This is a genomic window from Salmonella sp. 32020114201800008SM (assembly GCF_017572025.1).
GTDB classification, from domain to species: Bacteria; Pseudomonadota; Gammaproteobacteria; order Enterobacterales; family Enterobacteriaceae; genus Salmonella; species Salmonella enterica.
In genome coordinates this window covers 124031-150786 of record NZ_JAGEQM010000002.1, presented here as the reverse complement: position 1 = coordinate 150786, position 26756 = coordinate 124031, and the positions used below count along the sequence as shown (strand labels likewise).

Below are 26756 nucleotides of genomic sequence, written 5' to 3'. Positions count from 1 at the left end.
GAAAGGAAGTGCAACTGCGTAGGGGCGACCGGGCGTGAGACTGTAATTAAAATTGTGTAAGTGCCTGTTTTTGATATGTTCACTCCAACAACAGAGACAGGCAATTATGGACGAAAAGAAACTTAAAGCCCTTGCGGCTGAAGTGGCTGAAGGCCTTAAAACCGAAGCCGATCTCCATGCTTTTTCCCGCATGTTGACGAAGCTTACCGTCGAAAAAGCGCTCAATGCGGAGCTGGCTGACCACCCCGGGTATGAGAAAAATGCGCCCAAAACAGGCTCAAACACCCGCAATGGCTACTCGTCAAAAACGGTGTTATGCAATAACAGCGAGATCGAACTGAACACGCCGCGTGACCGTGAAAATACCTTCGAACCACAGCTGATTAAGAAGCACCAGACGCGCATTACGCAGATGGACAGACAGATTTTATCCCTCTGCGCCAAAGGCATGACTACCCGCGAAATCGTTGCCACCTTCAAAGAAATGTACGACTCCGATGTGTCGCCAACGCTGATATCTAAAGTCACCGACGCCGTAAAAGAGCAGGTCACTGAGTGGCAAAACCGACAAATGGATACGCTGTATCCCTTTGTTTATATGGACTGTATGTTGTCAAAGTTCATCAGAATGGCAGTGTGATAAACAAAGCAGTTTTCCCTGCGCTGGGGATCAATACCGAAGGTCAGAAAGCGTTGCCGGCATGTGGCTGTCCGGAAATGAAGGCACAAAGTTCTGGCTAAGCGTGCTGACGGAGCTGAAAAAGCGGGGCCTTCAGGACATCCTGATTGCCTGTGTGGACGGTCTGAAGGGCTTCCCGGATGCGATAAACAGCGTCTTCCCGAAATATCCGCAAATCAGCAAAAGCTGGCGTGCGCACTGGGAAAACCTCAATACGCTCTTCAGTTATCCGCCGGATATCCGCAAGACCATCTACCATCTACACTACAAACGCAGTCGAATCCCTGAACAGCGTGATCCGTGCCGCGATTAAGAAACGCAAAGTGTTCCCGGCGGATGACTCGGTACGAAAGGTTATTTATCTGGCAATCAAGGATGCATCAAAAAGATGTAGTATGCCGATCCAGAACTGGCGGCTGGCGATGAGTCGCTTTATTATCGAGTTCGGTGACCGCCTGAGCAATCACCTTTAATATATTAGCAGTTACATAGAATTACTGACAGGCTCAAAAAAAGAGACCAGATTTCAGTCTCTTTTTTATCACTCATAATAATAGTCAGTTATTTTCTTTTATTTAGCTCTTCCATAAAATTTACCCAATTTTTATATTGATAATCAAGATTGCGAATCTCGTCTGAGATGGTTGATTGCTGCTGTATGAGACCACGTTTCTTTGCTATCAACTCTTGTAAACCATCATCGAGCGCCTTCATTTTCGCTTTTATCTTCTCATTAATTTCATTATATTTTACGGAGTATTCTTCTTTATGTTTTTCTAATACAGCACGTTTCTCCGCCCTTATGTCATCAAAATCACTCAACCTGTAATTCTTTAATTTTTCCCGGCGAGCCTTCATTGCTGGGTCGAAAACTTCAGCATTGTACTTCTTCTCAAAATAATAAGGAGCATTTTCTTTATTAAAGAGTTCCAGCTCTTTATTCAAATCACGCTGAACAAAATAACGGCTTTGTGTTTTTCCATCTTCCCCTTTCCCCCAATACTCATCGATTTCTTTATTAATAACTAATATATTAGTTTTAACTTTTGCGATATCATTATTTAATTCGTTTAGTTTTGATTTCTTCCTGGCATATTCATCTTTAATTGCATTTATTTTATCATCAAAACCTGCTCCATCCATGATGATATATTTACCGTCAGTTTCAACATTAGGAATTGGATTGCCTTTTGGTGTTTCTGACATTTGTAATGAAGAAAATATTGTTTTCCATCCAGTATCTTTATTACCAAGACTGTTCAAAGTTGCTGAGAATTTAATATCTTTGCCTTTATCCCACGATTTTTGAACAACAATATAATCAGTTAACGAGGCAACTGGCGTATACAGATCGTAGCCAGTAGAAAGTAAGCCATCAGCAGCATATGTTCTCTTATTTCCATCAACCGATGTTTCCTTGATATCAATTGAATCAAGGATAAGACGCCCATGAAATTGATTACTAAATTGTTCTTTCAAGACTTTCTCTGTAGGGGTGTTATCGTCACCGCATCCGCTAATTAATAGCGAAACCAATAAACCACACAAAAATTTTCCATTCATAACATTCATCCCAGAAATTAATAATATGCAATAAAATCATTTCAGCATCACACAACGAGTTAGCAAATTCAATATTTAATGATGTGTTATTTTTATTATAATACTGTGTCTTTATTTTTAAACCACCAGGACTCGCTATCTTAATGAAAGACAATACCTCTAATAAATCAGATAGTTGGAAAGCAATTTTTTAATGGGCTGGCTGAAGCCATTAAAATGATTTTTTCAATCATCCTTACTGTAGCCGGAGGTAAAGCTGTTACTTCAACTGACGATGAAGAACAACAGGCAGACTACAGAAATGGACTGATCCTACCCGCGTAATATGGACACAACCCTAAGCAAGGTTCTGGTTTTCAAATTGTTCCGGACTGAGACTGCCACAGGCACTGTGACGACGCCATTGATTGTAATCACACTCAATATCATTAAACACTGCTGTCCGCATTATTTCCCAGCTGGCAAAGCCCTCTCCGTGGATACATTCCACCTTCAGCGTGTGAAAGAAGCTTTCTGCACAGGCATTGTCATAACAACAGCCTCTGGTGCTCATACTCCCCCGCAGATTATGTCGTTTCAGTAAGCGCTGCTAATCCGTTGAATAGTACTGACCACCTCTGTCTGTATGCACGCTGACTTTCCCAGTCGTTTACGCCGCCATTGCACCATCTGTAACGCATCGCAGGCTGGCCGCCACGGTTTTTATGTTATACATCCGTCAGGCGTGGCGCACCATAGCGCTGTTTGCGTCACTGAATGCCTCCCGGGCGACGTTATCACAGACAAGGCGGAACTGCTGACGCTGGTTTATCTGATGACGACGCTGATGCCAGACGTACCAGCCACTACGGGCAACCTGAAGTACACGGCACATGGCTTTGATACTGAATTCAGCCTGATGTTTTTCGATGAAGACATACTTCATTTCAGGCGCTTCGCGAAGTATGCCGCGGCCTTCTGGAGAATGGCCAGTTCCTCATCCCCTTCTGCCAGTGGACGTTTTAGATGGGCGATCTCTGCGGGCATCGCCTGTTCGCGGTCAGAAGAAGAGAGCTGATTTTGCTGTTTGCTTCGTCAGTTGTAGAGCAGTGATTCATACAGGCTAAGCTCGCGGGCGGCAGCGGCCCCCCCAATGCGTTCAGCCAGTTTCAGGGCTTCCTGCGAAATTCAGGCGTGTGCTGCTTGCGTGGCTTTTTGGTGGTTGATGCTGGTTTTTTCATATGAGTCACCTCTTGCTTGAGAGTTTACTCACTTAGTCACGTGACCACTATTGCTGGGTAAGATCAAAGAACCTCAATAACGTGTTACACCGTTTTTCATAAAGCCAACCATACGATTGAATGTTTCCCCTCCCCTCAAACTTCCGGATATCGCTACACCGTCTACCCGCCGCAGTATATATTTACCGCGTTGTATGCCTTTCCTGGCCGAGAGCGTTAATATTTACATCCAGGATAAACCTTATCACAAATTAACATCAGATCTTATACCTCATGCTAACTACCTCCATGAAATTAAAGAGCTATTCTCTAAAAGATTAAAGGCAATTATTACTTAATTCAAATTTTAAAGAGATAAATTGATAATAACATGAGCCAATTCTTGTAAATTTCCATCTTTTTTTTATACGCGACATAGTTTTTTAACGATACTATAATATGTAGAAATGCAATATAAAATAGCATTTCCCATAGAAAATGAAAAGATCGCCACCTGATACCTTAAGTTCGCAAATAATTATATAGCTATATATTAGTTTTCTTTTGAAATATTTTTCAGAATAATTTTTGATTTACACGCACATTTAATAAAAGGAAATTATCATGCTAAAAGTATTTAATCCCTCACCTGTCCAGGTGGGGAGCATTGAATGTTTACAATCAGCGCAAAACTGGCAGAGGAAATCCTTATCACTTCAGGGATTAAATTTACTGCAGTCCGTACTCATCAAGCTCACCACGGGTAAAATTTCAATTACGACATCGTCCGGGGAGTATATTACGGCATCAGGGCCAATGTTAATATTTTTAGCTAAAGATCAAACTATTCATATCACTATGGAAGAGACTCATGAACAGTTAAATTATAATTTAATTGAATTAGATTCTGCGTCAATAAAAAATGCTTATAATTTTTTTCTGTATGAACATGCAGACTTTTCGGCCCCATTAACAAAACCGACGACAAAACATCTGTTAGCGCCAATAGAAACAGGCGTAGCAAGAGTATTCAACCTTTTACACTCTTCAAATAAAAGCCAGAAATTATCCCAAGATAAAAAGGAATATTTAATAAGATTTCTACTTTCAGAGTTCATCTATGAACCTGAAGCATTTGCCCTCTTTAGAGAACTATCGCAAAATACATTAGCCGAAAATATCTATAATATTATTATAAGCGACATAAGTCGAAAATGGGCGCTCAAGGATATTTCTGACTCACTCTATATGAGTTGTTCCACATTAAAAAGGAAATTGAAACAAGAGAACACCTCATTCAGCGAAGTTTACCTTAATGCGCGAATGAATAAAGCGACAAAACTTCTACGCAATAGTGAATATAATATTACCCGAGTGGCTTATATGTGTGGTTATGATAGTGCTTCTTATTTTACATGCGTTTTTAAAAAACACTTCAAAACTACACCATCGGAATTTTTAGCGTTCTTATCTTCCTCTCGTCATCAATATGTTAATTGAGATATCTGACAATGCAGTATAAGAACAAAGCAAAACATATTAATATAAGAGATGGGATTCTGTTGCTCGCTAAAAAATTCGACCTAACATTGAGCGAGAAAAAAGTCATTTATTACGTGGCAGCAGGATTATCTGTTAAAAGTTGCTCAAATTTATTAGATCGAAATATAAAAACGATTTCAACACAAAAGAGATCAGCCTATAAAAAAATGGATATTACTACTGATGTTGAATTAATCCATTTGATGCTGAATGAGTTTTACATATCAGTCGATATTACGTAATTTTTTCTAAAATGTTGCCAAAGTGATAGGCAAGGCAATTCTGGATATCATCTTCAGAGATCGGTGTGATATCTACGTTGTTTAATTTAACTGTTCCCGTATAACAATGACTGGAATTTGATAGTGCTTTGATTAAAGAAGATTTACCTGAACCTGATGTACCGATAATACCCATAAAATCTCCGGGAACAGCAGTGAATGAAAGCTGTTCAATCAGTGTTCGTTCCGCAAACGCTATGGGGTAATTCTTCGCTGTCTATCGGCTGGCTGACGATCGACTCTACTCCGCCAGTGTTGATAACGATACCGGTAACTGGCATGTTTCTGTTCCGCAATCCGCTATTCTGTCGGGGGGGGGGGGGAGAATCAGTACATCATTACGGCCACCGATCCCGCCGGGAATAGCGCCATCGCCAGTGGAACATTTACAGGCACATCGCCGACGGAAAACCCGGTTAACAAGAGTTCCGGCGTAGATGAAATGATTTCGCTTAGCGAGGCGACATGGCATTCGGTAAGTGTTGATGAAGAATATTATGCCTGATAACTAAACATCACTATGCGAGGCCTCTTCGGAGGCCTGCTGAAAAAAACAGAATAATATTTATTGTCTGTTAATTATTACAGAGAGAGTTAATTTATAAAAAAAAGCGGCAGACTACGCTGCCGCAAATATGAGGAGGACAATTACCGTTACGCTACACCACAAAGTAATCCGCTACTGAGGTAAGTAAAACATAAATATCCCCAACAATGAATCAACGAATCAAGCAATCGTCAAATCATGGTATTAATAACCTTGTTCTGTTTTAGCATACTGTGACAGTAAAAATAGATTTTAGTCATTCTGTATATCACACGAAAATTTATAAAACAGATTTGGTTCACTCACAATATACAAATTATTTTCATTATCCATGGCAATCCCTTCTGGTTGGGGGATATCATCTCTGAGCCCTGACCACTCCGCCGTCAGGAACAATCGATCGCGCACCCGCCACTCGGAACTGACCTCCAGAATCATTTTTGACTCGTCCGACAACACCAGCAGCGAATCCGTTGGGGCATGGTATTCAAGTCCGGAGACATCGCTCACACTTGCAGTGATGGCAGAAGGCAACGCTCTGGTGATACCATTTTTGCTCATCTCTACTTCTTTGATCATAATGGGTTTTCTTTCTTTTGCGACATATAATCTCTCATTTTTCGCATCCCATGCCGTACCTTCCAGCCCTTTATTTTTTGCTTTGTCATAACCCTCAAGCTTCACCATGGAGATTATCTGCATGGTGCCGCGCTGAATATCCACCTGTGTTTTATAAACCGCGCCATCTTTCTCACTGCCTATCTGGAACTGGTTGCCCCCACTCCATGCAATAGACTCCGGGTCGTGGATGCCCTGGAGCGGCATCCGCCCTACCAGCTGCCCTTCTGTCGTTAACCAGACCAGTTCAGGGGGATTATTAATAACGGCGAAAAGCATCCTGTCTTCGGCGGAGTAGGTCAAACCTGAAAGGTTACTCTTAACTCCTGCGACTGGTTTTTGCTGAATAACCGCTTTATAGCTACTCAGTGCTAGCGCCGAGGGTTTATCACCATATTTGAGGATCAGTTGATAAACATAGCGTATATCGTCCCTGACCATAAATAAAATCACGCCCAAGAGTACAACCACAATAACGCGTTTTAGTAATCTCATAAAAAATCCATAGCAGATCGCGTCACGACTGATGTCGTAACGCATTTCTTAAAAATAAAGCCGATGTCCGATAGAATCGTTATTCGGTTATGGCGAGCGCCATTAGCATAGGCAAAATGAAATAGTGAGGGTTATCACAAAAAGCCCGATTTTAATCACTAACGTACCCTTTTTGTAAATTGACATAATCAAGAGGAGGGTAGTTTCGGCTAATTATTTAAATAGTACGTCTGCAAATTCGCCCCTGTATGCAGGGCAAATGACAAAAAGTGATAATTAATGAGATGTAACACCGCAATTTGATCTGCTATTGCTGCTCCCACTTCTATTCAACCGGGCAGCAAAAAAAATGAAACTCAACCTTATTACCGTCAGCCTGGCTACGCTCGTTGCCGCTGGCGCATTCCCGGCCCATGCCGGTCCTCAGGCGCATGTCGTGTGCGGCTATCACCACACGCTGGGCGATGACGCGATTATGATGTTTGGTAAAGCGAATCAGGCGATGTGGCATGACTTTTTTGGCAACCCCCACACCGATGCGGTCTCTACCTACCAGACGTTGCGCGCGCAACCCGATACCACCTGTGATAATAAAGCCGACAGCTCCGCTTACTGGGCGCCGTCCATGAAATTACCTGATGGTGAAATCGTAAATCCGGCCTACCAAAAGACCTATTATCAATCCACAAATGTAGCGCAATATCCGCTCCATCCATTCCCGGCCGGGCTGGAGTTACTGGCAGGCGATCATCACGGTACTGGCCCCAGTTCCGCAATCACCTTTTTATGTGCCAACGGCAAAGGTTACACCAACAAGGTAGGCGAAATATGCGGCCTGCGTAAAGCGGGCGATGCCGTCCAGTTTAATATCGGGATCGCTTTCCCCAACTGTTGGGATGGCGTCAACCTGAAACCGACCCATAGCCACAATAACGCTATCTATGCCGACCACGGGAAATGTTCCGCAGACTATCCGGTAAAAATCCCAACGGTGAATATGAACATCGCCTGGGTACTCCCGCAGATCTCCTCGCTGGATACGTCTAAAGTGGAATTGTCGATGGACCCGGTAATGCATGGCGAAACCCGGGAAGAGCGCTGGGGAAGTCTTTATACCGCCCATGCCGATTTTATGAATGGCTGGACGGAAGATGGCGCGCAGTTTATGACGGATCTGTGTATGAATCAGGGACTGGATTGCGGCACTACGGTTCCTTACGCCTACAGTAAAGCGGAAGAAAATACCTGGGTAAGCAGCGAAGACGACAAGCCTCATGCCAGCGTCGATACCTTGTACGTACAGGATGACTGGACAAATGGCGGACGCACGCAGCACCCGGAAACGCTCACGCTGGTGAAATTTAAGATCCCGCCCCTGCCTGGCAATATGGACGCTTCGCTATTCAAATACCGTATTCGCCTTTTTGGCGGCAAAACGGAAACGAACGGCGCCGATCAAATTTTCTTTTACCCGACCAGCAGTGACTGGCACGTCAGTACCGTGTCCTGGAACAATAAACCGGCGATCAATTACCGTTCCGATGCCGTATTATATCTAAACCATTCACATGAGTATCGCATGGTTGATGTCGATAAAGCGGTGCGCAAAGCGCTGGCGGAAGGGAAAACGGAAATATCCTGGTATATCGGCGGCGACCGTAAGGGAAATCACTACGACTTCATGCCAGCGGACTCAAAACAGAGCCTGGTGCTGATGCTGATCGGTTTCAAAAAGACGCCGGAGCTGTAATAGTAAACTGTGCCCGCTGACGCAACAGCGGGCACGATGGCGGCACAAGTATTACGGCACGCCATCAAAACCCGACCAATACCTCAGAAAAACAACCGTTTATTCTCTGGCTGTAGTCCCTGTTGCTGCTGAACATCCTGCAGATAACAGGTCGCTACGACGGCAAGCCGGGCATAGAAGGCGCTAACGGTATTGCGTTGCAGCAATTCCAGATAGCGGAATCCCCAGGGCAGCAGATGCGCCTCCAGTAACCGGTTGGCCGCCACGTTGTCGCCTCGTGCCAGCAGATCGCTACAGGCCAATAGCATCAGGCCAAACTGATCTTCCGGCTCGCGTTCACGGTCAGTGAATACCATGCCCTGCGACTGTAAAAAAGCTCGATAATCGGCGGTGGTTTCCCCCATCAGCAAATTATCTTTTTCCAGATAGACCGATCCCCAGGGCGGGACGGGCATCTTTCCCTGGCCTTCAAACAACACAGAAAATTGCCATGTAAGCGCATCATTATCCGGTAGCGACCATGACGCACACAGTGATTCAATATGTCCGCGATCGCGCCAGGGGTAAAGCTCAGGCAACGTTGGCAAACAATCGAACAACGCTTTCACCTCCGGCCTCTCAGGGGAGTAGTAAAACAGTGCGCCGAGGATACGCGGCAAAACAGCACGGGAAAGCATAGCAATAGCTCCTGAAATATTTCGCCTGATGACGCTACGCTGATCAGGCTTACATGGCATAAACCGGGCAAAAAACTACATTGGCAGCGTCCACAGATTGTAAAACGCAATCCTACCCGCCAACTCCGCCGCGATAACTACCCCTGCCGTCATGGCCAGCACCGCAGCGCTCGATTTCAGGCGCGCGCAGACCACCACCCCGACCACGCCCGCCGCCAGCAATATCGCCTGGGCGGTAAACCAGCTATGCTGCGCAGCGGTCAGAGCGCTATCGGCGCTCATCAGCGTCGCCATATAGCCCGGGCGCAGACAAAAGCTCACCAAAATCGCCAATACGCTGACCAGTAGCCCCAGACGGCGCACGCCAAACAATGCCGCCAACGCGCCGCCGCCAATCAACGGCGTCAATATCATCATTGCCGTGGTGTAAGATGAACGCCAGGTCACCACCGTCGGCAGTTGGTAAATCTGCGGAACGGCGTATAAGAAGACCACCCCGACTATCGCCGCCAACCAGACCAACGCGTTACACAGCGGCGTCGCACGGTTCAGCAATAAACCGAGCGCCCCCAGCCCGCCGAGCGCCGCAAAAGCCGCCGACAGGACAATCTCGTTACTCATCGGCGAATGTCCGACGCGCAGCAGCATATTCAGCGCACGCAACGGTTGCCCGACGTGGAAGGTGCCGACAACGACGCCAATCCCAAACAGGCACATCACCGAGAACAGACCGATAGCCTTACGCCGCGGCGCGACCAGCCCCATTGCGCCGCCAATCAGCAGCAGAATAAACGCGCCGACCGCGCTCTGGGTAAAGACCGTAAAAAAGACCAGCGGTAACTCATGCATGGCGCACCTCCCGAATGTTCATGATTGCGCCTTCCGTATCGCCCGTGGGTCTCGCTTTCGGATGCGGTTTAATAATGAGGTTAGGATGGGTGAACGACGCCGAAGGCAGCGGCGCGATTTGATTCTCCGTGCCATATTTTGCCCGTAATTCATCGACAGGGCCGAAATCCAGCGCTCGCTGCGGGCAAGAATCCACACAGATAGGGCGCAGATTGTTCTCCAGTCGGTCAAGACAACCGTCGCATTTACGCATCACGTTCGCCTGCGTATCAAACTGCGGCGCGCCGTAGGGGCAGCGCATTTCACAATAGCGACAGCCGACGCATACGCTGTCATCCACCACGACCAGACCATCTTCTTTGCGTTTATGCATCGCCCCGGTCGGACAGCCGGAGACACATACCGGCTCATCGCAATGGTTACAAGCAATAGAGAGGTAGTAGGTAAAGGTGTCGTGATGCCAGCTTTCCCCCTCTTTCACCCAGCTTCCGCCGCCATATTCATAGACGCGGCGCAGTTTCGGACCGACATCCAGATCTTTATTATCCTTGCAGCTTACCTGGCAGGTTTTACAGCCTGAACAGCGCGAGGAGTCAACATAAAAGCCATACTGTTTCATCGTACATCACTCCTTAAGCGCGTTTAATTTCAACCAGATTGGTATGCTGCGGATTGCCTTTCGCCAGCGGCGAAGGATGGTGGCTGGTCAGCGTATTGATACAGCCGCCGACATCAACGCCGTTGCCGTCAAGCTGCGTCCACGCGCCCTGCGGCATCGCCGCCACGCCGGGTAAAATGCGCTGGGTCACTTTACAGGGAAGCTCCACCACGCCGCGGTCATTGAATACATGCACCCGATCGCCGGACTTCAGTTGGCGGGCGCTGGCGTCAATCGGGTTAATCCAGACTTCATCCGGCACCGCCTCATGCAGCATCAGCACATTGCTGTAGGTCGAGTGGGTATGCCCTTTGGTATGGAAGCCGCTTAACTGCAACGGATACTTCGCCGTCAGCGCTTTGTTAAGGTGCGACTCTTTCGCCGGACAAAATTCCGGCAATGCGGGAATTCGCTCGCCTTCTGGCAACGTCCACGTTTGCGCCAGATCCGCCAGCGCCTGGGAGTAAATTTCAATTTTGCCCGACGGCGTGGAGAGTGGATTAGCCTCGGCGTCGGCGCGGAAATCGGCAAACGCAAGGCTCTGCTGCTCGGTAGCGATACGCTGGTCAATCACGCCCATCTCTTTCGCCACGCTCCACTCCGGCAGGTATGGGCGTTTTTCACGGATCTGCTGATAGTGCATCTCCGCCCACTGCGCCTGCGTTCGGCCCTCGGTATATTGCTCGCGCAGTCCAAGATGCCCGGCGATATCCGCGCAGATGTCATACGTGCTGCGCACTTCCCACATCGGTTTAACGGTTTTCTGAATCGCAATCATATAGTTATGCGATCCCGCCGCATAGGAGCTGTCCACCAGGTCTTCCGCCTCAAGATAGCTGGTCTCCGGCAACAGCAGATCCGCATACATCGCGCTGGGCGTCATATGGTTTTCAATCACGATAATGGTTTCACACAGCGATTCATCCGCGAGAATTTGACGGGTGCGGTTTGTTTCGCCGTGCTGATTAAGCAAAGTATTACCGGCCTGGTTGAAAAACAGCTTAATCCCGGTTTTTAGCCTGTCCGCGCCTTTTACGCCCATTGTCGTCGCGGTCATTTTCTCCGGATGCTGAATGGCGTCCGTCCACAGATAGCAAGGAATAGAGGTTGTGATCGGATTCTTACCGACGGGCAACAATGGCACGCCATACGGCGTACCGTAAGGCCAGTTGCCATTATTGGTGCCGGGCCGCCCGAAGTGGCCTGTTAACGCTGGCAGCGTCTGAATAGCACGCACGGTTTGCTCGCCGTTGGCATGACGCTGCGGCCCCCAGCCCTGGCAAATATAGCAGGCGCGCGCCGAGGCGATTTCGCGCGCCAGTTGGCGAATACGCGTTGCAGGAATTCCGGTGATATCCGCCGCCCATTCCGGGGTTTTCGCGATACCGTCATCGCCTGTGCCAAGAACATAATCTTTATAGCTGGCGTTAGGCGCAGCCGTGTCCGGCAATGTGCTACGGTCATAGCCGACGCAATAGCGGTTTACCAGCGCCTCGTCGAGAAGCTGTTCGGTAATCAGCGTATGCGCTATGCCGGCGACTAACGCAGCGTCCGTGGTTGGGCGAATCGGTAGCCATTCGGCGTGTTCGGTAATCACCGAATCGGTATAGCGCGGATCGATAATAATGACTCGGGCTTTCGAGGTCTCCAGCGCCCGGCGCAGCTCTTCAACCTGACCGCCGCCGGACATCCGCGTTTCTGAGAGATTCAGGCCAAATAGCACCACCAGATCGGAATGCGCGATCTGCGTAAAATGGCTACCGACATAGGTACCATGCATATAGGGCGTTGCCGTCGCGATTTGCGCGGTCGAGTAGGTATTATGGTAATTTAAATAGCCGCCGGTGAGATTTAACAATCGCTTCCATGCGGGCGATCCCTGCGTATGATAATATGCCCCGGATTGATAATTATAATAAATAGCTTCCCGGCCATATTTTTCGCTAACGCGCGTTAATTCCGCCGCAATAAAGGCCGTAGCCTCATCCCATGAAATACGTTTAAATTTTCCTTCGCCGCGTTTTCCCACTCTTTTCATCGGATACTTAATGCGATCCGGGCTATAGACGCGCCAGCGACTGGAACGCCCACGCAGGCAGGGACGAATCTGATGCTCGCCGAATACCGCGTCATCTTTCGCATCTTCCGGCTCAATACGCACAATGCGATCATTTTTCACGATAACCTTAAGCGGGCATCGGCTGCCACAGTTGACCAGACAGGCGCTGTGCCTGACGGTTTCGCCGTTGGCATCCTTCGGTATCGGGGTATCCTGCGCCTGGGCAGTGGTAGCAAAAGGCAGCGTAATCGCCTGACTTAGCGTCACCGCCGCCCCTACTTTTGCAGTAGCGACAATAGCATCACGTCGGGTTATGGTTGTGTTCAGCCATTTTTTTATTTCCATTTTTTATTTCTCACATTGCTTCCATAATTATTAATAATATGTAATGAAAACTAATCATAATAGATTAAATATTTGTGCTGATTGATTGTGATCAAACGCATTCTGAACGTCAGTAAAAATAAAATGTGATACCGCATACGTTATTATAAAAATTAATGAAAAATTATTTTATGTAATTCTGATGAAAATAAATTACCCATCACGGTATCCGGCGATATTAATTAACGACATGACGTTTGCCAGTCGACATGAGCAGGTAGCGCCCCCTGCAAGGCAAGACGGGCCTTTCAACACTGGAGCAACATCGCCTATGCCTTTGAATTAGACGCCTCATCAGGGATAATAACCTTACGATTCGTCCGCTCAGGTCCACTATGAAACACTCCCTGCCATGCCGGGCGTTACGCAAACGCCCCATGAAACTCGGCACTACCGTCATTCTGATGGTCAGCGCCGTTTTGTTTTCGGTGCTCGTTGTGGTCCATCTGATCTATTTTTCGCAAATCAGCAGCATGACGCGCGACGCGCTGGCAGATAAAGCGCTGGCGGTGGCTCGCTCGCTGGCGGACTCTCCGGCAATTCGCGAGGGGCTGAAAAAACCGCCTGCGGAAAGCGGCATTCAGCCGCTCGCCGAAGCGGTGAGCCAGCATAATGGCTTTTTGTTTATTGTAGTGACCAATATGCAGGGCATCCGTTATTCACACCCAGAAACGCAGCGAATCGGCCAACCGTTCAAAGGCGATGATATTCTGCTCGCGTTGCAGGGAAAGGAAAACGTTGCCATTAATCGCGGCTTTCTCGCCAAAGCTCTACGCGTTTTCACACCGGTTTATGATGAACGCCACCGGCAGATCGGCGTGGTAGCGATTGGCCTGGAACTCAGTCACGTTACGCAGCAGATCAACAATAGCCGCGGCAGTATTATCTGGTCCATTCTGTTCGGCGCTCTGGTGGGATTATTAGGCACGTATGCGCTGGTCAAGGTGCTAAAACGTATCCTGTTTGGCCTCGAACCCTATGAGATCTCAACCCTGTTTGAACAACGCCAGGCGATGCTGCAGTCAATCAAAGAGGGCGTTATCGCCGTGGATGGTAGCGGCGAAGTCACGTTGATTAACCATGCGGCGCAGGCGCTGCTCGCTTATCGAAAAACGCAGGATGACGCCAGATTATCCACCCTGAGCCATGCCTGGTCGCAGGTAGTGGACATTAGCGAAGTGTTGCGTGACGGTACGCCGCGCCGCGATGAAGAGATCATCGTCAAAGGCCGCCTGCTGCTGGTGAATACCGTTCCGGTGCGCAGCAACGGCGAAATTATCGGCGCGATATCCACCTTCAGGGATAAAACAGAAGTTCGCCAACTGATGCAGCGGTTGGACGGGATGGTGAACTACGCGGATGCGCTCCGTGAACGATCCCACGAATTCATGAACAAATTACATGTGATTCTGGGATTATTGCACCTGAAGAGTTATAAGCAGCTTGAAGCGTATATTATCAAGACGGCCAATAACTATCAGGAAGAGATCGGTTTGCTGCTGGGTAAAATAAAGTCGCCAATTATCGCTGGCTTTTTGCTCAGTAAGATTACTCGCGCCTCTGATTTCGGGCACAGCCTGGTGATAAGCAGCGACAGCCAGTTACCGGATAATAACAATGAAGATCAGGTTACGGTGCTGATTACGGCGCTGGGTAATTTGATTGAAAACGCGCTGGAAGCGTTGAGCCAGGAATCCGGCGGCGAAATCAGCGTCTCGTTACACTACCGTCATGGCTGGCTGCATTGCGAAGTGAGCGATGACGGTCCGGGTATCGAACCTGAGCGCATCGAGGCGATTTTTGAAAAAGGCGTCTCGTCGAAAGGCGCCGAACGCGGCGTCGGTTTAGCGCTGGTTAAACAGCAGGTTGAAGCGCTTGGCGGCGTAATTTCCGTGGAGTCCGAGCCTGGGATCTTCACACAATTTTTTGTACAGTTACCCTGGGATGGAAAAAGGACCAGCCTATGATCAATGTATTAATTGTCGATGACGATGCGATGGTCGCGGAGTTAAATCGCCGCTATGTCGCGCAAATCTCCGGTTTTCATTGTTGTGGAACCGCTTCGACGCTGGAAAAAGCGAAAGAGTTTATCTTCAACAGTGAAAATCACATTGACCTAATCCTGCTGGATATCTATATGCAGCAGGAAAACGGATTGGATCTGCTGCCTGTCCTGCACAGCGCAGGCTGCAAAAGCGACGTTATTGTCATTTCTTCTGCCGCTGACGCCGCCACCATTAAAGATTCGCTTCACTACGGCGTGGTGGATTATCTGATCAAGCCTTTTCAGGCCACGCGCTTTGAAGAAGCGTTGACCGGCTGGCTACGTAAGAAAACGGCGATGGAAAAACGCCAGTATTACGAACAGTCTGAGCTTGACCTGCTCATTCACGGTAATTCATCCAGCGAGCAGGAGCCTCGTCGGCTGCCAAAAGGGCTGACCCAGCAAACGCTACGCACCTTATGCCAGTGGATTGATGCGCATCAGGAGCAGGAATTTTCTACCGACGAGTTGGCCAACGAAGTGAATATCTCGCGCGTCTCCTGCCGTAAATATCTTATCTGGCTGGTAAATTGCCATATCTTGTTTACCAGTATTCATTACGGCGTGACCGGCAGGCCGGTTTACCGCTACCGCGTTCAGCCGGAACATTACTCTTTACTGAAACAATATTGTCAGTAAGGATACCGCATAAAGCCGACGCAAAGCGTTATATCCTGGTAACATTTATTATAACAATGCCAATAAAAATGCTATCACATTAATAACAAACCTGGGAAATTGTGTCAGATCAAATATACTCAACCCAGGCCTGTTAACGTTATTTTCTATTATTACAGCGCTCTGCGCTGTTTTTAATTTCAAAACGATAACAAAAGTTAATTAAGTATTATCCCATGCCGAGAGTGTGTATTTTTATTAAAAAAGGGATTTGTCCGGAATTTTCCTGACACTTAAATAAAATTATGTTTGTAGCAATGGAGCTTGTGCTACGCCTATGGACAATACGTATATTGGTGAGCAGATACGCGTCTCCACACGCCATACTAATAATTTAAAAAAATGGCGTGACAATGATCACATAAGTCACATGCTGTTCGATTTATCTCGTGATTTACCTGATGGCGAGACACAAAAATCAAATAATAAACGCCTGTTTTTAAAACAGACAAATCATAATTTACTGTTCTCGCTGACTCCACCTGCCCATCGCCAGAGGGTGCTTCCCTCTGAACATCACCATCGCAAGAAAATAATTACTTAAAGCAACTCTGTAAAAAGCTTAATCGTTAATCGTCGCCACTGGCGCATTGAATATTCGCCATTTCCTGATGCTCATTCACAAAAATCAGAAGATGGCTGTGATCCATTTATCAAAATTGACTGGGTTTATCGCGAGGATAAATAAAAATGTTATTTAGTATACAGCTTCTCATAATATTAATATGTCTGTTTTATGGTGCCCGAAAGGGCGGGATCGCGCTCGGGTTGTTGGGCGGTATCGGTCTGGTCATTCTGGTGTTTGTTTTCCATCTCCAGCCAGGTAAACCGCCCGTTGACGTAATGCTGGTCATTATCGCGGTAGTCGCCGCGTCGGCAACGTTGCAGGCGTCAGGCGGACTGGATGTGATGTTGCAGATTGCCGAAAAGCTGCTGCGCCGCAACCCCAAATACGTCTCTATTGTGGCGCCGTTCGTCACCTGTACCCTGACGATTCTGTGTGGGACAGGCCACGTGGTCTACACCATTTTGCCGATTATCTATGACGTGGCGATCAAGAATAATATCCGTCCGGAACGTCCAATGGCGGCCAGTTCTATCGGCGCACAAATGGGCATCATCGCCAGTCCGGTTTCCGTCGCCGTGGTTTCTCTGGTAGCGATGCTGGGCAACGTGACATTTGACGGAAAACATCTGGAGTTCCTCGATCTGCTGTCGATCACCATCCCGTCTACCCTGCTCGGTATCCTGGCAATCGGTATTTTTAGTTGGTTCCGCGGTAAAGATCTGGATAAAGACGAAGCGTTTCAGAAATTTATTTCCGTACCGGAAAACCGTCAGTACGTGTACGGCGATACCGCGACGCTGCTGGATAAAAAACTGCCGAAAAGCAACTGGCTGGCGATGTGGATCTTCCTGGCGGCGATTGCCGTGGTCGCTCTCCTGGGCGCGGACTCCGACTTACGTCCAACCTTCGGCGGCAAACCGTTGTCGATGGTGCTGGTCATTCAGATGTTTATGCTGCTGACCGGGGCGCTCATTATCATCCTGACCAAAACCAATCCTGCGTCTATCTCAAAAAACGAAGTTTTTCGTTCCGGTATGATTGCGATTGTCGCGGTATACGGGATCGCCTGGATGGCGGAAACCATGTTCGGCGCGCATATGTCGGAAATTCAGGGCGTGCTGGGCGAAATGGTCAAAGAGTATCCGTGGGCCTACGCCATCGTTCTGCTGCTGGTCTCCAAGTTTGTTAACTCCCAGGCAGCGGCGCTGGCGGCGATTGTTCCCGTCGCGCTGGCTATCGGTGTCGATCCGGCGTATATCGTGGCCTCTGCGCCGGCATGTTATGGCTACTATATTCTGCCGACCTACCCAAGCGATCTGGCGGCGATTCAGTTTGACCGTTCCGGCACAACCCGTATTGGCCGCTTCGTCATTAACCACAGCTTCATTCTGCCGGGTTTGATTGGCGTGAGCGTCTCCTGCGTCTTTGGCTGGATCTTTGCCGCAATGTACGGATTCCTGTAATGGCCGCGCGCGCCGCCAAGTTATGCGCGGCGCGCGACTTAGAGCCTGGCCCATGAGGCTCTTAATACATTTTCTTACTATTAGGCTGGAAGCACATGTCGAAAAAAGAGTTTATCTATCAGGCGCCTTTCCCGATGGGAGAGGACAAAACAGAGTATTATCTGCTCACCTCCGATTATGTCAGCGTCAGTGAATTCAACGGAGAATCTATCCTCAACGTTGAGCCGCAGGCGTTAACGTTGCTGGCTCAGCAGGCCTTCCATGATGCGTCTTTTATGCTCCGTCCTGAACACCAGCAGCAAGTCGCCGCCATTCTCCATGACCCCGAAGCCAGCGAAAACGACAAATATGTGGCGTTGCAATTCCTGAGAAACTCCGAGATCGCCGCCAAAGGCATTCTGCCGACCTGCCAGGATACCGGCACGGCGATTATCATGGGTAAAAAAGGCCAACGCGTCTGGACGGGCGGCGGCGATGAAGCCGCGCTCTCCAAAGGCGTGTTTAATACCTATATCGAAGATAACCTGCGCTACTCGCAGAATGCGCCGCTGGATATGTACAAAGAGGTCAATACTGGCAGCAACCTGCCAGCGCAAATCGATCTCTATGCTGTCGACGGCGACGAGTACAAGTTCCTTTGCGTGGCGAAAGGCGGCGGTTCAGCAAACAAAACGTATCTCTATCAGGAGACCAAAGCGCTGCTCACCCCTGGCAAGCTGAAAAACTTCCTCGTTGAGAAAATGCGCACGCTGGGCACCGCGGCCTGTCCGCCATACCATATCGCCTTTGTCATTGGCGGCACCTCGGCGGAAAGCACGCTGAAAACCGTTAAGCTCGCCAGCACCCACTATTACGACGCGCTGCCGACGGAAGGTAACGAGCACGGCCAGGCATTCCGCGATCTCCACCTGGAACAGGAACTGCTGGAAGAAGCGCAAAAACTTGGCCTCGGCGCCCAGTTCGGCGGGAAATATTTCGCCCACGATATTCGCGTAATTCGCCTGCCGCGTCACGGCGCTTCCTGTCCGGTGGGGATGGGCGTCTCCTGCTCGGCAGACCGTAACATCAAAGCGAAAATCAACCGCGAAGGCATCTGGATCGAAAAACTGGAACACAATCCGGGCCAGTATATTCCGCCAGCACTGCGTCAGGCGGGCGAAGGCGACGCGGTAAAAGTCGATCTCAACCGTCCGATGAAAGAGATCCTCGCCCAGCTATCGCAGTACCCGGTCTCGACTCGCCTGTCGCTGACGGGCACCATTATCGTAGGTCGCGATATCGCCCACGCGAAGCTAAAAGAGCGTATTGAATCCGGCGAAGACCTGCCGCAGTATATTAAAGACCATCCCATCTATTACGCAGGTCCGGCAAAAACCCCGGCAGGTTATCCATCTGGCTCATTAGGCCCCACCACCGCAGGCCGAATGGACTCTTATGTCGATCTACTGCAATCCCACGGCGGCAGTATGATCATGCTGGCGAAAGGCAACCGTAGTCAGCAGGTCACGGATGCCTGTAAAAAACATGGCGGCTTTTATTTGGGCAGTATCGGCGGCCCGGCGGCGGTACTGGCACAGCAGAGCATTAAGCATCTGGAGTGCGTCGAGTATCCGGAACTCGGCATGGAAGCTATCTGGAAAATTGAAGTAGAAGATTTCCCGGCCTTTATCCTGGTGGATGACAAAGGCAACGATTTCTTCCAGCAGATTGTCAGCAAACAGTGCGCTAACTGCGCGAAATAACCTGGCAGGCCCGGCGTTCTCCCGGGCCGCGTTATCGGTTAATTGCCGGATGGCGCTACGCTTATCCGGCTTATCCGGCCTGCACGAGAGACCATGCTCACGCTTTTACATCGCTGGTCGCTACCACAGAAATCGCCGGGCTATCCGGCTGTTCGACGAATGGCGGCGTTTTCCGGTATTTATCCAGCAGGTGGATCTGAATTTTGCGCAGCATATCGCCGTTCAAACGGTAGTAGCGGAAGTAGAGAACCAACGTCATCATGAAAAACAGTACCGGCAGGACAATCATAATAAACTGCATCCCCTGCAGGGTTTGCGCAGACTGCGCCACGTTCGGCGTGTAGCCAATCAGCCCCAGCACCAGAGCGATAAAGAACGCCGCAAACGCCGAGCCGCCCTTCACGACCATCGTCTGTACGGAATAAGCGATACTCTCGCAGCGAATATTGAGCTTAAATTCCCCATAATCGACCGTATCCGCCACCATGATTACCTGAAGCACCCAAAAGAGCGCGGTCCCGATATTCAGGAAAATACCCGCCGCCACGATTAAAGCGGCATTATGGACATCCGCCAACGCCATCGCGAAGAGCCCTGCGCAACTCAGAACGGGCATCACGGAGGCGCCCGCCCACAATATCCGCCGCGATAACATTTTCACCAGCCGGGGGAAGACAATCAGCGTCAGCAGATTCGCCGCGCCGGCATAAGAAAGGTAATAGGGAAAAAGATCGGCATCGCCAATCACATAGGTGAAGTAGTAGATCGCAAAGCCATTGATAATATTGGAGGCAATGTTATACGCCAGCGCCATTCCCAACAGGCAAGAGAGCTGATCGTTTTTGTATATCAATCCAACGATCGTTTTTAACGTCAGATGTGGGCGGCCCGCCGTTACACCGTTGTCGGAGGAGTACACCTCATGGACGTTGCGTAATGTCACGATAGTCGAGGCGATAAAGAACGCAATCAGCACCAGCGTAAACATCTGAAAGCCGAACCCACGATCCGCTCCGCCAACGTAGTTCACAAACGGCAGCGTTATACCGGCAGTGGCGAAGCCAGCCAGACTGGCGAAGAAACGCGGGAACGGCACCAGTTGTTCGCGTTCTCGCTTATCAAGCGTAATGGTCGGCACCAGCGACCAAAATGGGATATCCATAATGGTATACGTCATGCCCCACAGGATGTAGGTTACGCAGACAAACACAACCTGCGCGGTTCCCTCAAAAAGATGAGCGCTGAACAGCAGGAAAAGCACCAGCGAATTGGTTAAGGTGCCGATCAATATCCACGGCTTAAATTTCCCCCACCGCGAACGCGTGGCGTTGACAATCCAGCCCATGATGGGATCGTTTATCGCATCCCAGATTCGCGCGACCAGAAAGAGGGTGCCGACGAGGCCGACCGAGAGTCCCACCACATCGGTGTAGTAATACATCAGGTACATATACACAATGCCGATGGCGAAATCCTTACCAAACGCACCGAACCCGTAACTCAGCTTTGTTGTCAGAGAGATGCTCATAGGGTACCGGGTCGCTGTTACCAGCGCCCGCCTTCTGTTAGTAGAGGTTAAACGCCGGATCTGCCGTCCAGCGCGGCTGGAGATTAACGGCGTAACCAGGCCGGAAGCCAGTCGCCATGCGCGGCGATCAGATCGTCAACCAACGCATAGATTTCTTCGATACCCAGCACCGCTGCGGTATGAGGGTCCATCATCGCCGCGTGATACACGCGATCGCGGTTTTCCGTGAGGATGGCTTCGGTCAACAGCGTTTGCACGTTGATGTTGGTCTGCATCATCGCCGCCAGATGGGAAGGGATCGTCCCCACCTTCGTCGGTTGAATGCCGTTGGCATCCACCAGACAAGCCACTTCCACGCAGCTTCCCTGCGGCAGGTTATCAATCAGCCCCTCATTACGCACATTGCCGTAAATCACGCTCGGCTCGCCGGTCCACAGAGCGTTCATAATGGTGCTGGCGTACTCGCGGGACGGTTTGATGTCGATACGCTCGGCGGTTTTATACTCCTCCAGCTCTTTATGCCAGTTCGCCAGTTGTTCTACGCAGCGTTTCGGATATTCATCCAGCGGCACCTTGTAACGTGCAATCAGATCCTCGCGTCCCGGTTTAATAAACCACGGCGTGTACTCGGCAAAATGCTCTGATGACTCGGTGACGAAGTAGCCCAACTTTTTGAACATCTCATAGCGCACAATGTTCTGGCAGCGTTCATTGCCGTGAATATTGGGCTTCGGCGCCTGTCCGGCGTCATAGGCCGCCAGCAATTCAGGATAGAGATCGACATAAGTCCCGTCAGCCGTTTTGCGCTCCAGTTCGAGGTAAAACGCCATGTGGTTAATGCCGGCGCAGCGGTAGCGCAGCGAGGCGGGATCGATATTCAGGTCGCGCGCCAGTTCTTCCGCCGTTCCCTGTACCGAATGGCACAGGCCGACCTGTTTGATATGCGGATAACGGGCATACATCGCCCAGGTATTCATCGCCATCGGGTTGACGTAATTGAGCATGGTGGCTTTCGGACAAACTTCCGTCATGTCTTCGCAAATCCGCCACAGATGCGGGATGGTCCGCAGCGCGCGCATAATGCCGCCCGGCCCCAGCGTATCGGCGATCGTCTGTTCCAGGCCATGACGCTTACAAACCTCAAAATCGGTCACGGTGCAGGGTTCATAGCCGCCAATCTGAAAGGCGACCACCACGAAATCCGCATCCTGTAGCGCCGCTTTCTGGTGGGTATGGCAGGTAATCCGGCCAGAAGCGCCCGCTGAGTCCATCAGTTTCCGTACCACAATGTGCGACTCTTCCAGCCGGGTTTCGTCAATATCCATCAGGGCGACATGCGCTGACTTTAGCGCCTCGCGGTGAAACACATCGCCGAGGATATTTTTGACGAAAATCGTAGAACCTGCGCCGATAAAGGTAATTTTGGGTGCCGTCATCATGACTCTCCAGAACAGTAGTGAACACCTTCATGGTGGCACGCGTTCCCGGTGAAAACCTCCGTCTTCCCCGATGAGCATTCCCGAAAACTCAGATCGTATGCTGGCGCGCGGGAGATCTGAGTTTTTGGGACAAAATGGCGTAAAAAGCAGAGTATTCGGCCTGATAGTCAGGCTACGCTCTACAATATCGACGGATTCTGTGTCCGGATTCCCGGTTTCCTCCCGGCTAAAGGGGCATAATTCTGATAATTCAGGAAATGGAGTGACGATGAGTACGCAAGCAATATCCCTCCTCCCGCCCGACCCGCACATGTGCAACGGCGATGAAAAGCAAACCCGTAGCCCGCTGTCGCTCTATTCCGAATATCAACGACTGGACGTTGAACTGAGGCCGCCGCACAGAATGGCCAGCAGTCACTGGCATGGACAAGTAGAAGTGAATGTTCCGTTTGACGGCGATGTGGAGTATTTAATCAACAATGAAGTCGTGCAGATAAAGCAGGGGCATATCACCCTGTTTTGGGCCTGTACGCCACACCAGCTTACCCGCCCCGGCAACTGCCGCCAGATGGCGATTTTCAGTTTGCCGATGCACCTGTTTCTCTCCTGGCCGCTGGATCGCGATCTTATCAACCATGTCACGCACGGGATGGTGGTTAAATCACTGGCGACCCAGCAGCTTAGCACCTTTGAAGTGTTGCGCTGGCAGCAGGAAACAAGCAGCCCGAATGAGCAAATTCGCCAGTTGGCGATCGATGAAATCGGCCTGATGCTTAAACGCTTTAGCCTTTCCGGCTGGCAACCCATTTTGCTCAATAAAACATCACGCACCCACAAGAATAGCGTCTCACGCCATGCGCAGTTTTACGTAAGCCAGATGCTGGGATTTATTGCCGATAACTACGATCAGGCGCTCACCATTAACGACGTCGCGGAGCATGTCAAACTCAATGCTAATTACGCGATGGGAATATTCCAGCGGGTTATGCAATTGACGATGAAGCAGTACATCACGGCGATGCGCATCAATCACGTACGTGCCTTATTGAGCGATACTGACAAAACGATCCTCGATGTCGCTCTGACTGCCGGGTTCCGATCCAGCAGCCGTTTTTACAGTACTTTTAGCAAATTTGTCGGTATGTCGCCGCAACAATACCGCAAGCTAAGCCAGCAACGACGCCAGACGATGCCCGGCTAAAGCCGGATACCACTATCAGCCAAAAAAATAATTCACCTGTCGATAAACGGCAGGTGAAATCGCTAGCTATCAATAATTAACCCTTTGTTTATTAAACAATAACACTAATAAATGACCATTATTCCATCACTTTACACCCCCTATTTGACGGGGTAATACTTGCCCACGTCACATTCATACGGCGGGTCGGCAAGGCGTAAATTGCACGGCCTCCACAACCGGGTAAAAGATGATGAAAGTATTAATTGTTGAAAGTGAGTTTCTGCATCAGGACACCTGGGTTGGCAACGCGGTTGAGCGTCTGGCGGATGCCTTGAGCCAACAAAATGTTACCGTCATTAAATCGACATCCTTCGATGACGGCTATGCCATCTTGTCCGCGAACGAAGCCATTGACTGTCTGATGTTTAGCTACCAAATGGAACAACCGGATGAGCACCTGAGCGTCAGGCAATTGATCGGTAAGCTTCACGAGCGTCAGCAAAACGTGCCCGTTTTCCTGTTAGGCGACAGGGAAAAAGCGACGGCATCGCTGGACCGCGACCTGCTGGAGCTTGTCGATGAATTCGCCTGGATTCTGGAAGACACCGCTGACTTTATCGCCGGACGCGCCGTTGCCGCCATGACCCGGTATCGCCAGCAACTGTTACCGCCGCTGTTTAACGCGTTGATGAAATACAGCGACATTCATGAATATTCATGGGCGGCGCCGGGACACCAGGGCGGCGTCGGTTTCACTAAAACGCCTGCCGGTCGCTTTTATCACGATTATTATGGCGAAAACCTGTTCCGCAGCGATATGGGGATTGAGCGTACCACGCTCGGTTCACTCCTCGACCATACCGGCGCGTTTGGCGAAAGCGAGAAAAACGCCGCCCGCGTATTCGGTGCTGACCGCTCCTGGTCCGTGGTTGTCGGGACCTCCGGTTCTAACCGTACTATTATGCAGGCCTGTATGACGGATAATGATGTCGTTGTACTGGATCGTAACTGCCATAAATCCATCGAGCAGGGGCTGATCCTCACTGGGGCCAAACCGGTATATATGGTGCCAAGCCGTAACCGTTACGGCATTATTGGGCCAATCTACCCGCAGGAAATGCAGCCTGAAACCTTGCAGAAAAAAATCAGCGCCAGCCCGCTGACCAAAACTAAAGCCGGACAGAAACCGTCTTACAGCGTAGTGACCAACTGTACCTATGACGGCGTATGCTATAACGCCAAAGAGGCGCAGGATCTGCTGGCAAAAACCAGCGATCGCATTCACTTCGACGAAGCATGGTACGGCTATGCGCGCTTCAACCCGATTTATTGCGATCACTACGCGATGCGCGGCGAGCCAGGCGACCATAACGGTCCGACCGTGTTTGCCACCCACTCCACGCACAAACTACTGAATGCGCTTTCACAAGCTTCCTACATTCACGTCCGTGAAGGCCGTGGCGCGGTGAATTTCTCCCGCTTCAACCAGGCCTATATGATGCATGCCACCACCTCTCCGTTATATGCCATCTGCGCATCCAACGATGTGGCGGTATCGATGATGGACGGTAACAGCGGCCTGTCCCTGACTCAAGAGGTGATTGACGAAGCGGTTGATTTCCGTCAGGCGATGGCGCGTCTTTATAAAGAGTTTACCGATGAAGGCGACTGGTTCTTTAAACCGTGGAATAAAGACGTCGTCACCGATCCACAAACCGGTAAAACATATGACTTCGCCGACGCGCCGGCAAAACTGCTGGCCACCGACCAGAACTGCTGGGTCATGCGCCCCGGAGAAACCTGGCACGGCTTTAAAGACCTGCCGGATAACTGGAGTATGCTGGACCCGATTAAAGTCAGTATCCTGGCGCCGGGTATGGGCGACGATGGCGAACTGGAAGCATCCGGCGTACCTGCTGCGCTGGTCACAGCATGGCTTGGCCGCCACGGTATCGTGCCGACCCGCACCACCGACTTTCAGATTATGTTCCTGTTCTCTATGGGGGTAACTCGCGGGAAATGGGGAACGCTGATCAACACGCTGTGCTCCTTCAAACATCATTACGACGCGAATACGCCGCTGGCGCAGGTGATGCCGGAACTGGTGCAGGATTATCCTGACACTTACGCGAACATGGGTATTCATGACCTGGGCGATAAAATGTTTGCCTGGCTACGTGAAAATAACCCGGGCGCCCGTCTCAACGCCGCCTATTCCACCCTGCCGATTGCGGAGATTACCCCGCGCGACGCTTACAACGCGATTGTGAACAACAATATTGAAATGGTGGCGATTGAAAATCTACCGGGTCGCATTGCGGCGAACTCCGTTATTCCTTACCCGCCAGGAATCCCGATGCTGCTCTCCGGCGAAAACTTTGGCGATGAAAACAGTCCGCAGGTGGGTTACTTACGCTCACTGCAATCCTGGGATCATCACTTCCCTGGCTTTGAGCATGAAACCGAAGGCACGGAAATTATTGATGGCGTATATCACGTTATGTGCGTGAAAGCCTAATCACAAAGAGTCTTTTTTTTGAGGATGGCATGTATTCCCTGAGTATTGCTGCAAAACAATAATACTGTCATACCTTTTTGCGCGGGCCCCATCCCGCGCTTTTTTTATACAAAAATGACAAGTTGCCACTCGCGTACAACTTTTTGTACACCCTAATTCATCGTACAAATATTGTAATATTATTCAGGAAAGTTATTTTAGTGCAGTTTCAATTCATCACACAATTGACTCAGTCCCCGTTATCTCTCCCGTTTGGCGAGATCCGGTATTTTATGTTCATATTCCAGGAGTT

20 protein-coding genes and 4 pseudogenes are annotated in these 26756 nt (G+C 49.7%); 14 read left to right on the top strand and 10 right to left on the bottom strand.

Annotated features, from left to right (window positions below; all coding sequences use genetic code 11):
- The first annotated feature begins 106 nt into the window (after positions 1–106).
- Positions 107–1152: pseudogene (locus J4613_RS06680) on the top strand (IS256 family transposase).
- 88 nt (positions 1153–1240) lie between these two features.
- Here J4613_RS06680 and J4613_RS06675 read toward each other — a convergent pair.
- Entirely contained in the window at positions 1241–2242 is a 1002-nt protein-coding gene (locus J4613_RS06675; RefSeq protein WP_022544691.1) for a DUF1202 family protein, read from the bottom strand.
- A 337-nt stretch (positions 2243–2579) separates the two neighbouring features.
- Positions 2580–3462: pseudogene (locus J4613_RS06670) on the bottom strand (IS3 family transposase).
- A gap of 116 nt (positions 3463–3578) precedes the next feature.
- Here J4613_RS06670 and J4613_RS06665 point away from each other — a divergent pair.
- The 3 genes from J4613_RS06665 to rtsB all read left to right on the top strand — a co-directional run bounded on the left by J4613_RS06665 (position 3579) and on the right by rtsB (position 5225).
- Complete coding sequence (locus J4613_RS06665) at positions 3579–3800, top strand: hypothetical protein (protein ID WP_021001044.1); 222 nt, start codon at positions 3579–3581, stop codon at positions 3798–3800.
- A gap of 265 nt (positions 3801–4065) precedes the next feature.
- Entirely contained in the window at positions 4066–4941 is an 876-nt protein-coding gene (locus tag J4613_RS06660) for an AraC family transcriptional regulator (protein WP_000921676.1), read from the top strand.
- A complete protein-coding gene (rtsB, locus tag J4613_RS06655) occupies positions 4938–5225 on the top strand; it encodes a transcriptional regulator RtsB (protein WP_001269916.1) in 288 nt (95 codons plus the stop codon). Before J4613_RS06660 ends, rtsB begins: the two co-directional genes overlap by 4 nt.
- Here the strand turns inward: rtsB and J4613_RS22610 are convergent.
- The gene (locus J4613_RS22610) at positions 5218–5400 is read right to left on the bottom strand and encodes an ATP-binding cassette domain-containing protein (RefSeq protein ID WP_001527266.1); all 183 of its coding nucleotides are present in this window, start codon (positions 5398–5400) and stop codon (positions 5218–5220) included. The two genes, rtsB and J4613_RS22610, sit on opposite strands and share 8 nt — an antisense overlap.
- 19 nt (positions 5401–5419) lie before the next feature.
- Here J4613_RS22610 and J4613_RS22605 point away from each other — a divergent pair.
- Both J4613_RS22605 and J4613_RS22600 read left to right on the top strand, forming a co-directional pair.
- Positions 5420–5519: pseudogene (locus J4613_RS22605) on the top strand (hypothetical protein); the annotation flags it as partial.
- 118 nt (positions 5520–5637) lie between these two features.
- Positions 5638–5769: pseudogene (locus J4613_RS22600) on the top strand (hypothetical protein); the annotation flags it as partial.
- Positions 5770–6063: 294 nt separating this feature from the next.
- Here the strand turns inward: J4613_RS22600 and J4613_RS06645 are convergent.
- On the bottom strand, positions 6064–6969 hold the full coding sequence (locus J4613_RS06645) for a YjiK family protein (RefSeq protein WP_001268202.1): 906 nt from the start codon (positions 6967–6969) through the stop codon (positions 6064–6066).
- A 304-nt stretch (positions 6970–7273) separates the two neighbouring features.
- Here J4613_RS06645 and J4613_RS06640 point away from each other — a divergent pair, with 304 nt between their 5' ends.
- Positions 7274–8674, top strand: coding sequence for a DUF1996 domain-containing protein (locus tag J4613_RS06640; protein ID WP_021293938.1), 1401 nt, complete (start codon positions 7274–7276; stop codon positions 8672–8674).
- Between the two features lie 83 nt (positions 8675–8757).
- Here the strand turns inward: J4613_RS06640 and J4613_RS06635 are convergent, their stop codons facing one another.
- From J4613_RS06635 to J4613_RS06620, 4 genes are all read right to left on the bottom strand, one after another.
- Positions 8758–9351 (bottom strand): molecular chaperone, encoded by a 594-nt coding sequence (locus J4613_RS06635; RefSeq protein ID WP_001682478.1) that lies wholly within the window; start codon positions 9349–9351, stop codon positions 8758–8760.
- A gap of 75 nt (positions 9352–9426) precedes the next feature.
- Positions 9427–10200 (bottom strand): DmsC/YnfH family molybdoenzyme membrane anchor subunit, encoded by a 774-nt coding sequence (locus J4613_RS06630; RefSeq protein ID WP_000544916.1) that lies wholly within the window; start codon positions 10198–10200, stop codon positions 9427–9429.
- On the bottom strand, positions 10193–10819 hold the full coding sequence (locus J4613_RS06625; RefSeq protein ID WP_000816143.1) for a DMSO/selenate family reductase complex B subunit: 627 nt from the start codon (positions 10817–10819) through the stop codon (positions 10193–10195). The genes J4613_RS06630 and J4613_RS06625 overlap by 8 nt, the downstream gene beginning before the upstream one ends.
- A gap of 13 nt (positions 10820–10832) precedes the next feature.
- Positions 10833–13262 (bottom strand): DMSO/selenate family reductase complex A subunit, encoded by a 2430-nt coding sequence (locus J4613_RS06620; RefSeq protein WP_145980417.1) that lies wholly within the window; start codon positions 13260–13262, stop codon positions 10833–10835.
- A 374-nt stretch (positions 13263–13636) separates the two neighbouring features.
- Here J4613_RS06620 and J4613_RS06615 point away from each other — a divergent pair, with 374 nt between their 5' ends.
- The 5 genes from J4613_RS06615 (at position 13637) to fumA (ending at position 19796) form a co-directional block, all read left to right on the top strand.
- Entirely contained in the window at positions 13637–15268 is a 1632-nt protein-coding gene (locus tag J4613_RS06615) for a sensor histidine kinase (RefSeq protein ID WP_000682897.1), read from the top strand.
- The gene (dcuR, locus tag J4613_RS06610) at positions 15265–15984 is read left to right on the top strand and encodes a two-component system response regulator DcuR (protein WP_000611307.1); all 720 of its coding nucleotides are present in this window, start codon (positions 15265–15267) and stop codon (positions 15982–15984) included. The genes J4613_RS06615 and dcuR overlap by 4 nt, the downstream gene beginning before the upstream one ends.
- A 316-nt stretch (positions 15985–16300) precedes the next feature.
- Positions 16301–16567, top strand: coding sequence for a hypothetical protein (locus tag J4613_RS06605; RefSeq protein WP_080169923.1), 267 nt, complete (start codon positions 16301–16303; stop codon positions 16565–16567).
- 146 nt (positions 16568–16713) lie between these two features.
- The gene (gene dcuB, locus J4613_RS06600) at positions 16714–18054 is read left to right on the top strand and encodes an anaerobic C4-dicarboxylate transporter DcuB (protein ID WP_000899149.1); all 1341 of its coding nucleotides are present in this window, start codon (positions 16714–16716) and stop codon (positions 18052–18054) included.
- Between the two features lie 95 nt (positions 18055–18149).
- Positions 18150–19796: a class I fumarate hydratase FumA gene (gene fumA / locus J4613_RS06595; RefSeq protein WP_000037190.1), complete on the top strand. Its 1647-nt coding sequence runs from the start codon at positions 18150–18152 to the stop codon at positions 19794–19796.
- A 97-nt stretch (positions 19797–19893) separates the two neighbouring features.
- On the opposite strand, the gene melB is transcribed toward fumA, so the two are convergent.
- On the bottom strand, positions 19894–21324 hold the full coding sequence (melB, locus tag J4613_RS06590; RefSeq protein WP_208293651.1) for a melibiose:sodium transporter MelB: 1431 nt from the start codon (positions 21322–21324) through the stop codon (positions 19894–19896).
- A gap of 83 nt (positions 21325–21407) precedes the next feature.
- Entirely contained in the window at positions 21408–22763 is a 1356-nt protein-coding gene (gene melA, locus J4613_RS06585; protein ID WP_001728428.1) for an alpha-galactosidase, read from the bottom strand.
- A gap of 268 nt (positions 22764–23031) precedes the next feature.
- Here melA and melR point away from each other — a divergent pair, with 268 nt between their 5' ends.
- Both melR and adiA read left to right on the top strand, forming a co-directional pair.
- Positions 23032–23964, top strand: a complete 933-nt coding sequence (gene melR, locus J4613_RS06580) for a transcriptional regulator MelR (RefSeq protein WP_000106992.1) — start codon at positions 23032–23034, stop codon at positions 23962–23964.
- A gap of 232 nt (positions 23965–24196) precedes the next feature.
- Complete coding sequence (gene adiA / locus J4613_RS06575; protein ID WP_111742554.1) at positions 24197–26464, top strand: arginine decarboxylase; 2268 nt, start codon at positions 24197–24199, stop codon at positions 26462–26464.
- Positions 26465–26756: the final 292 nt, after the last annotated feature.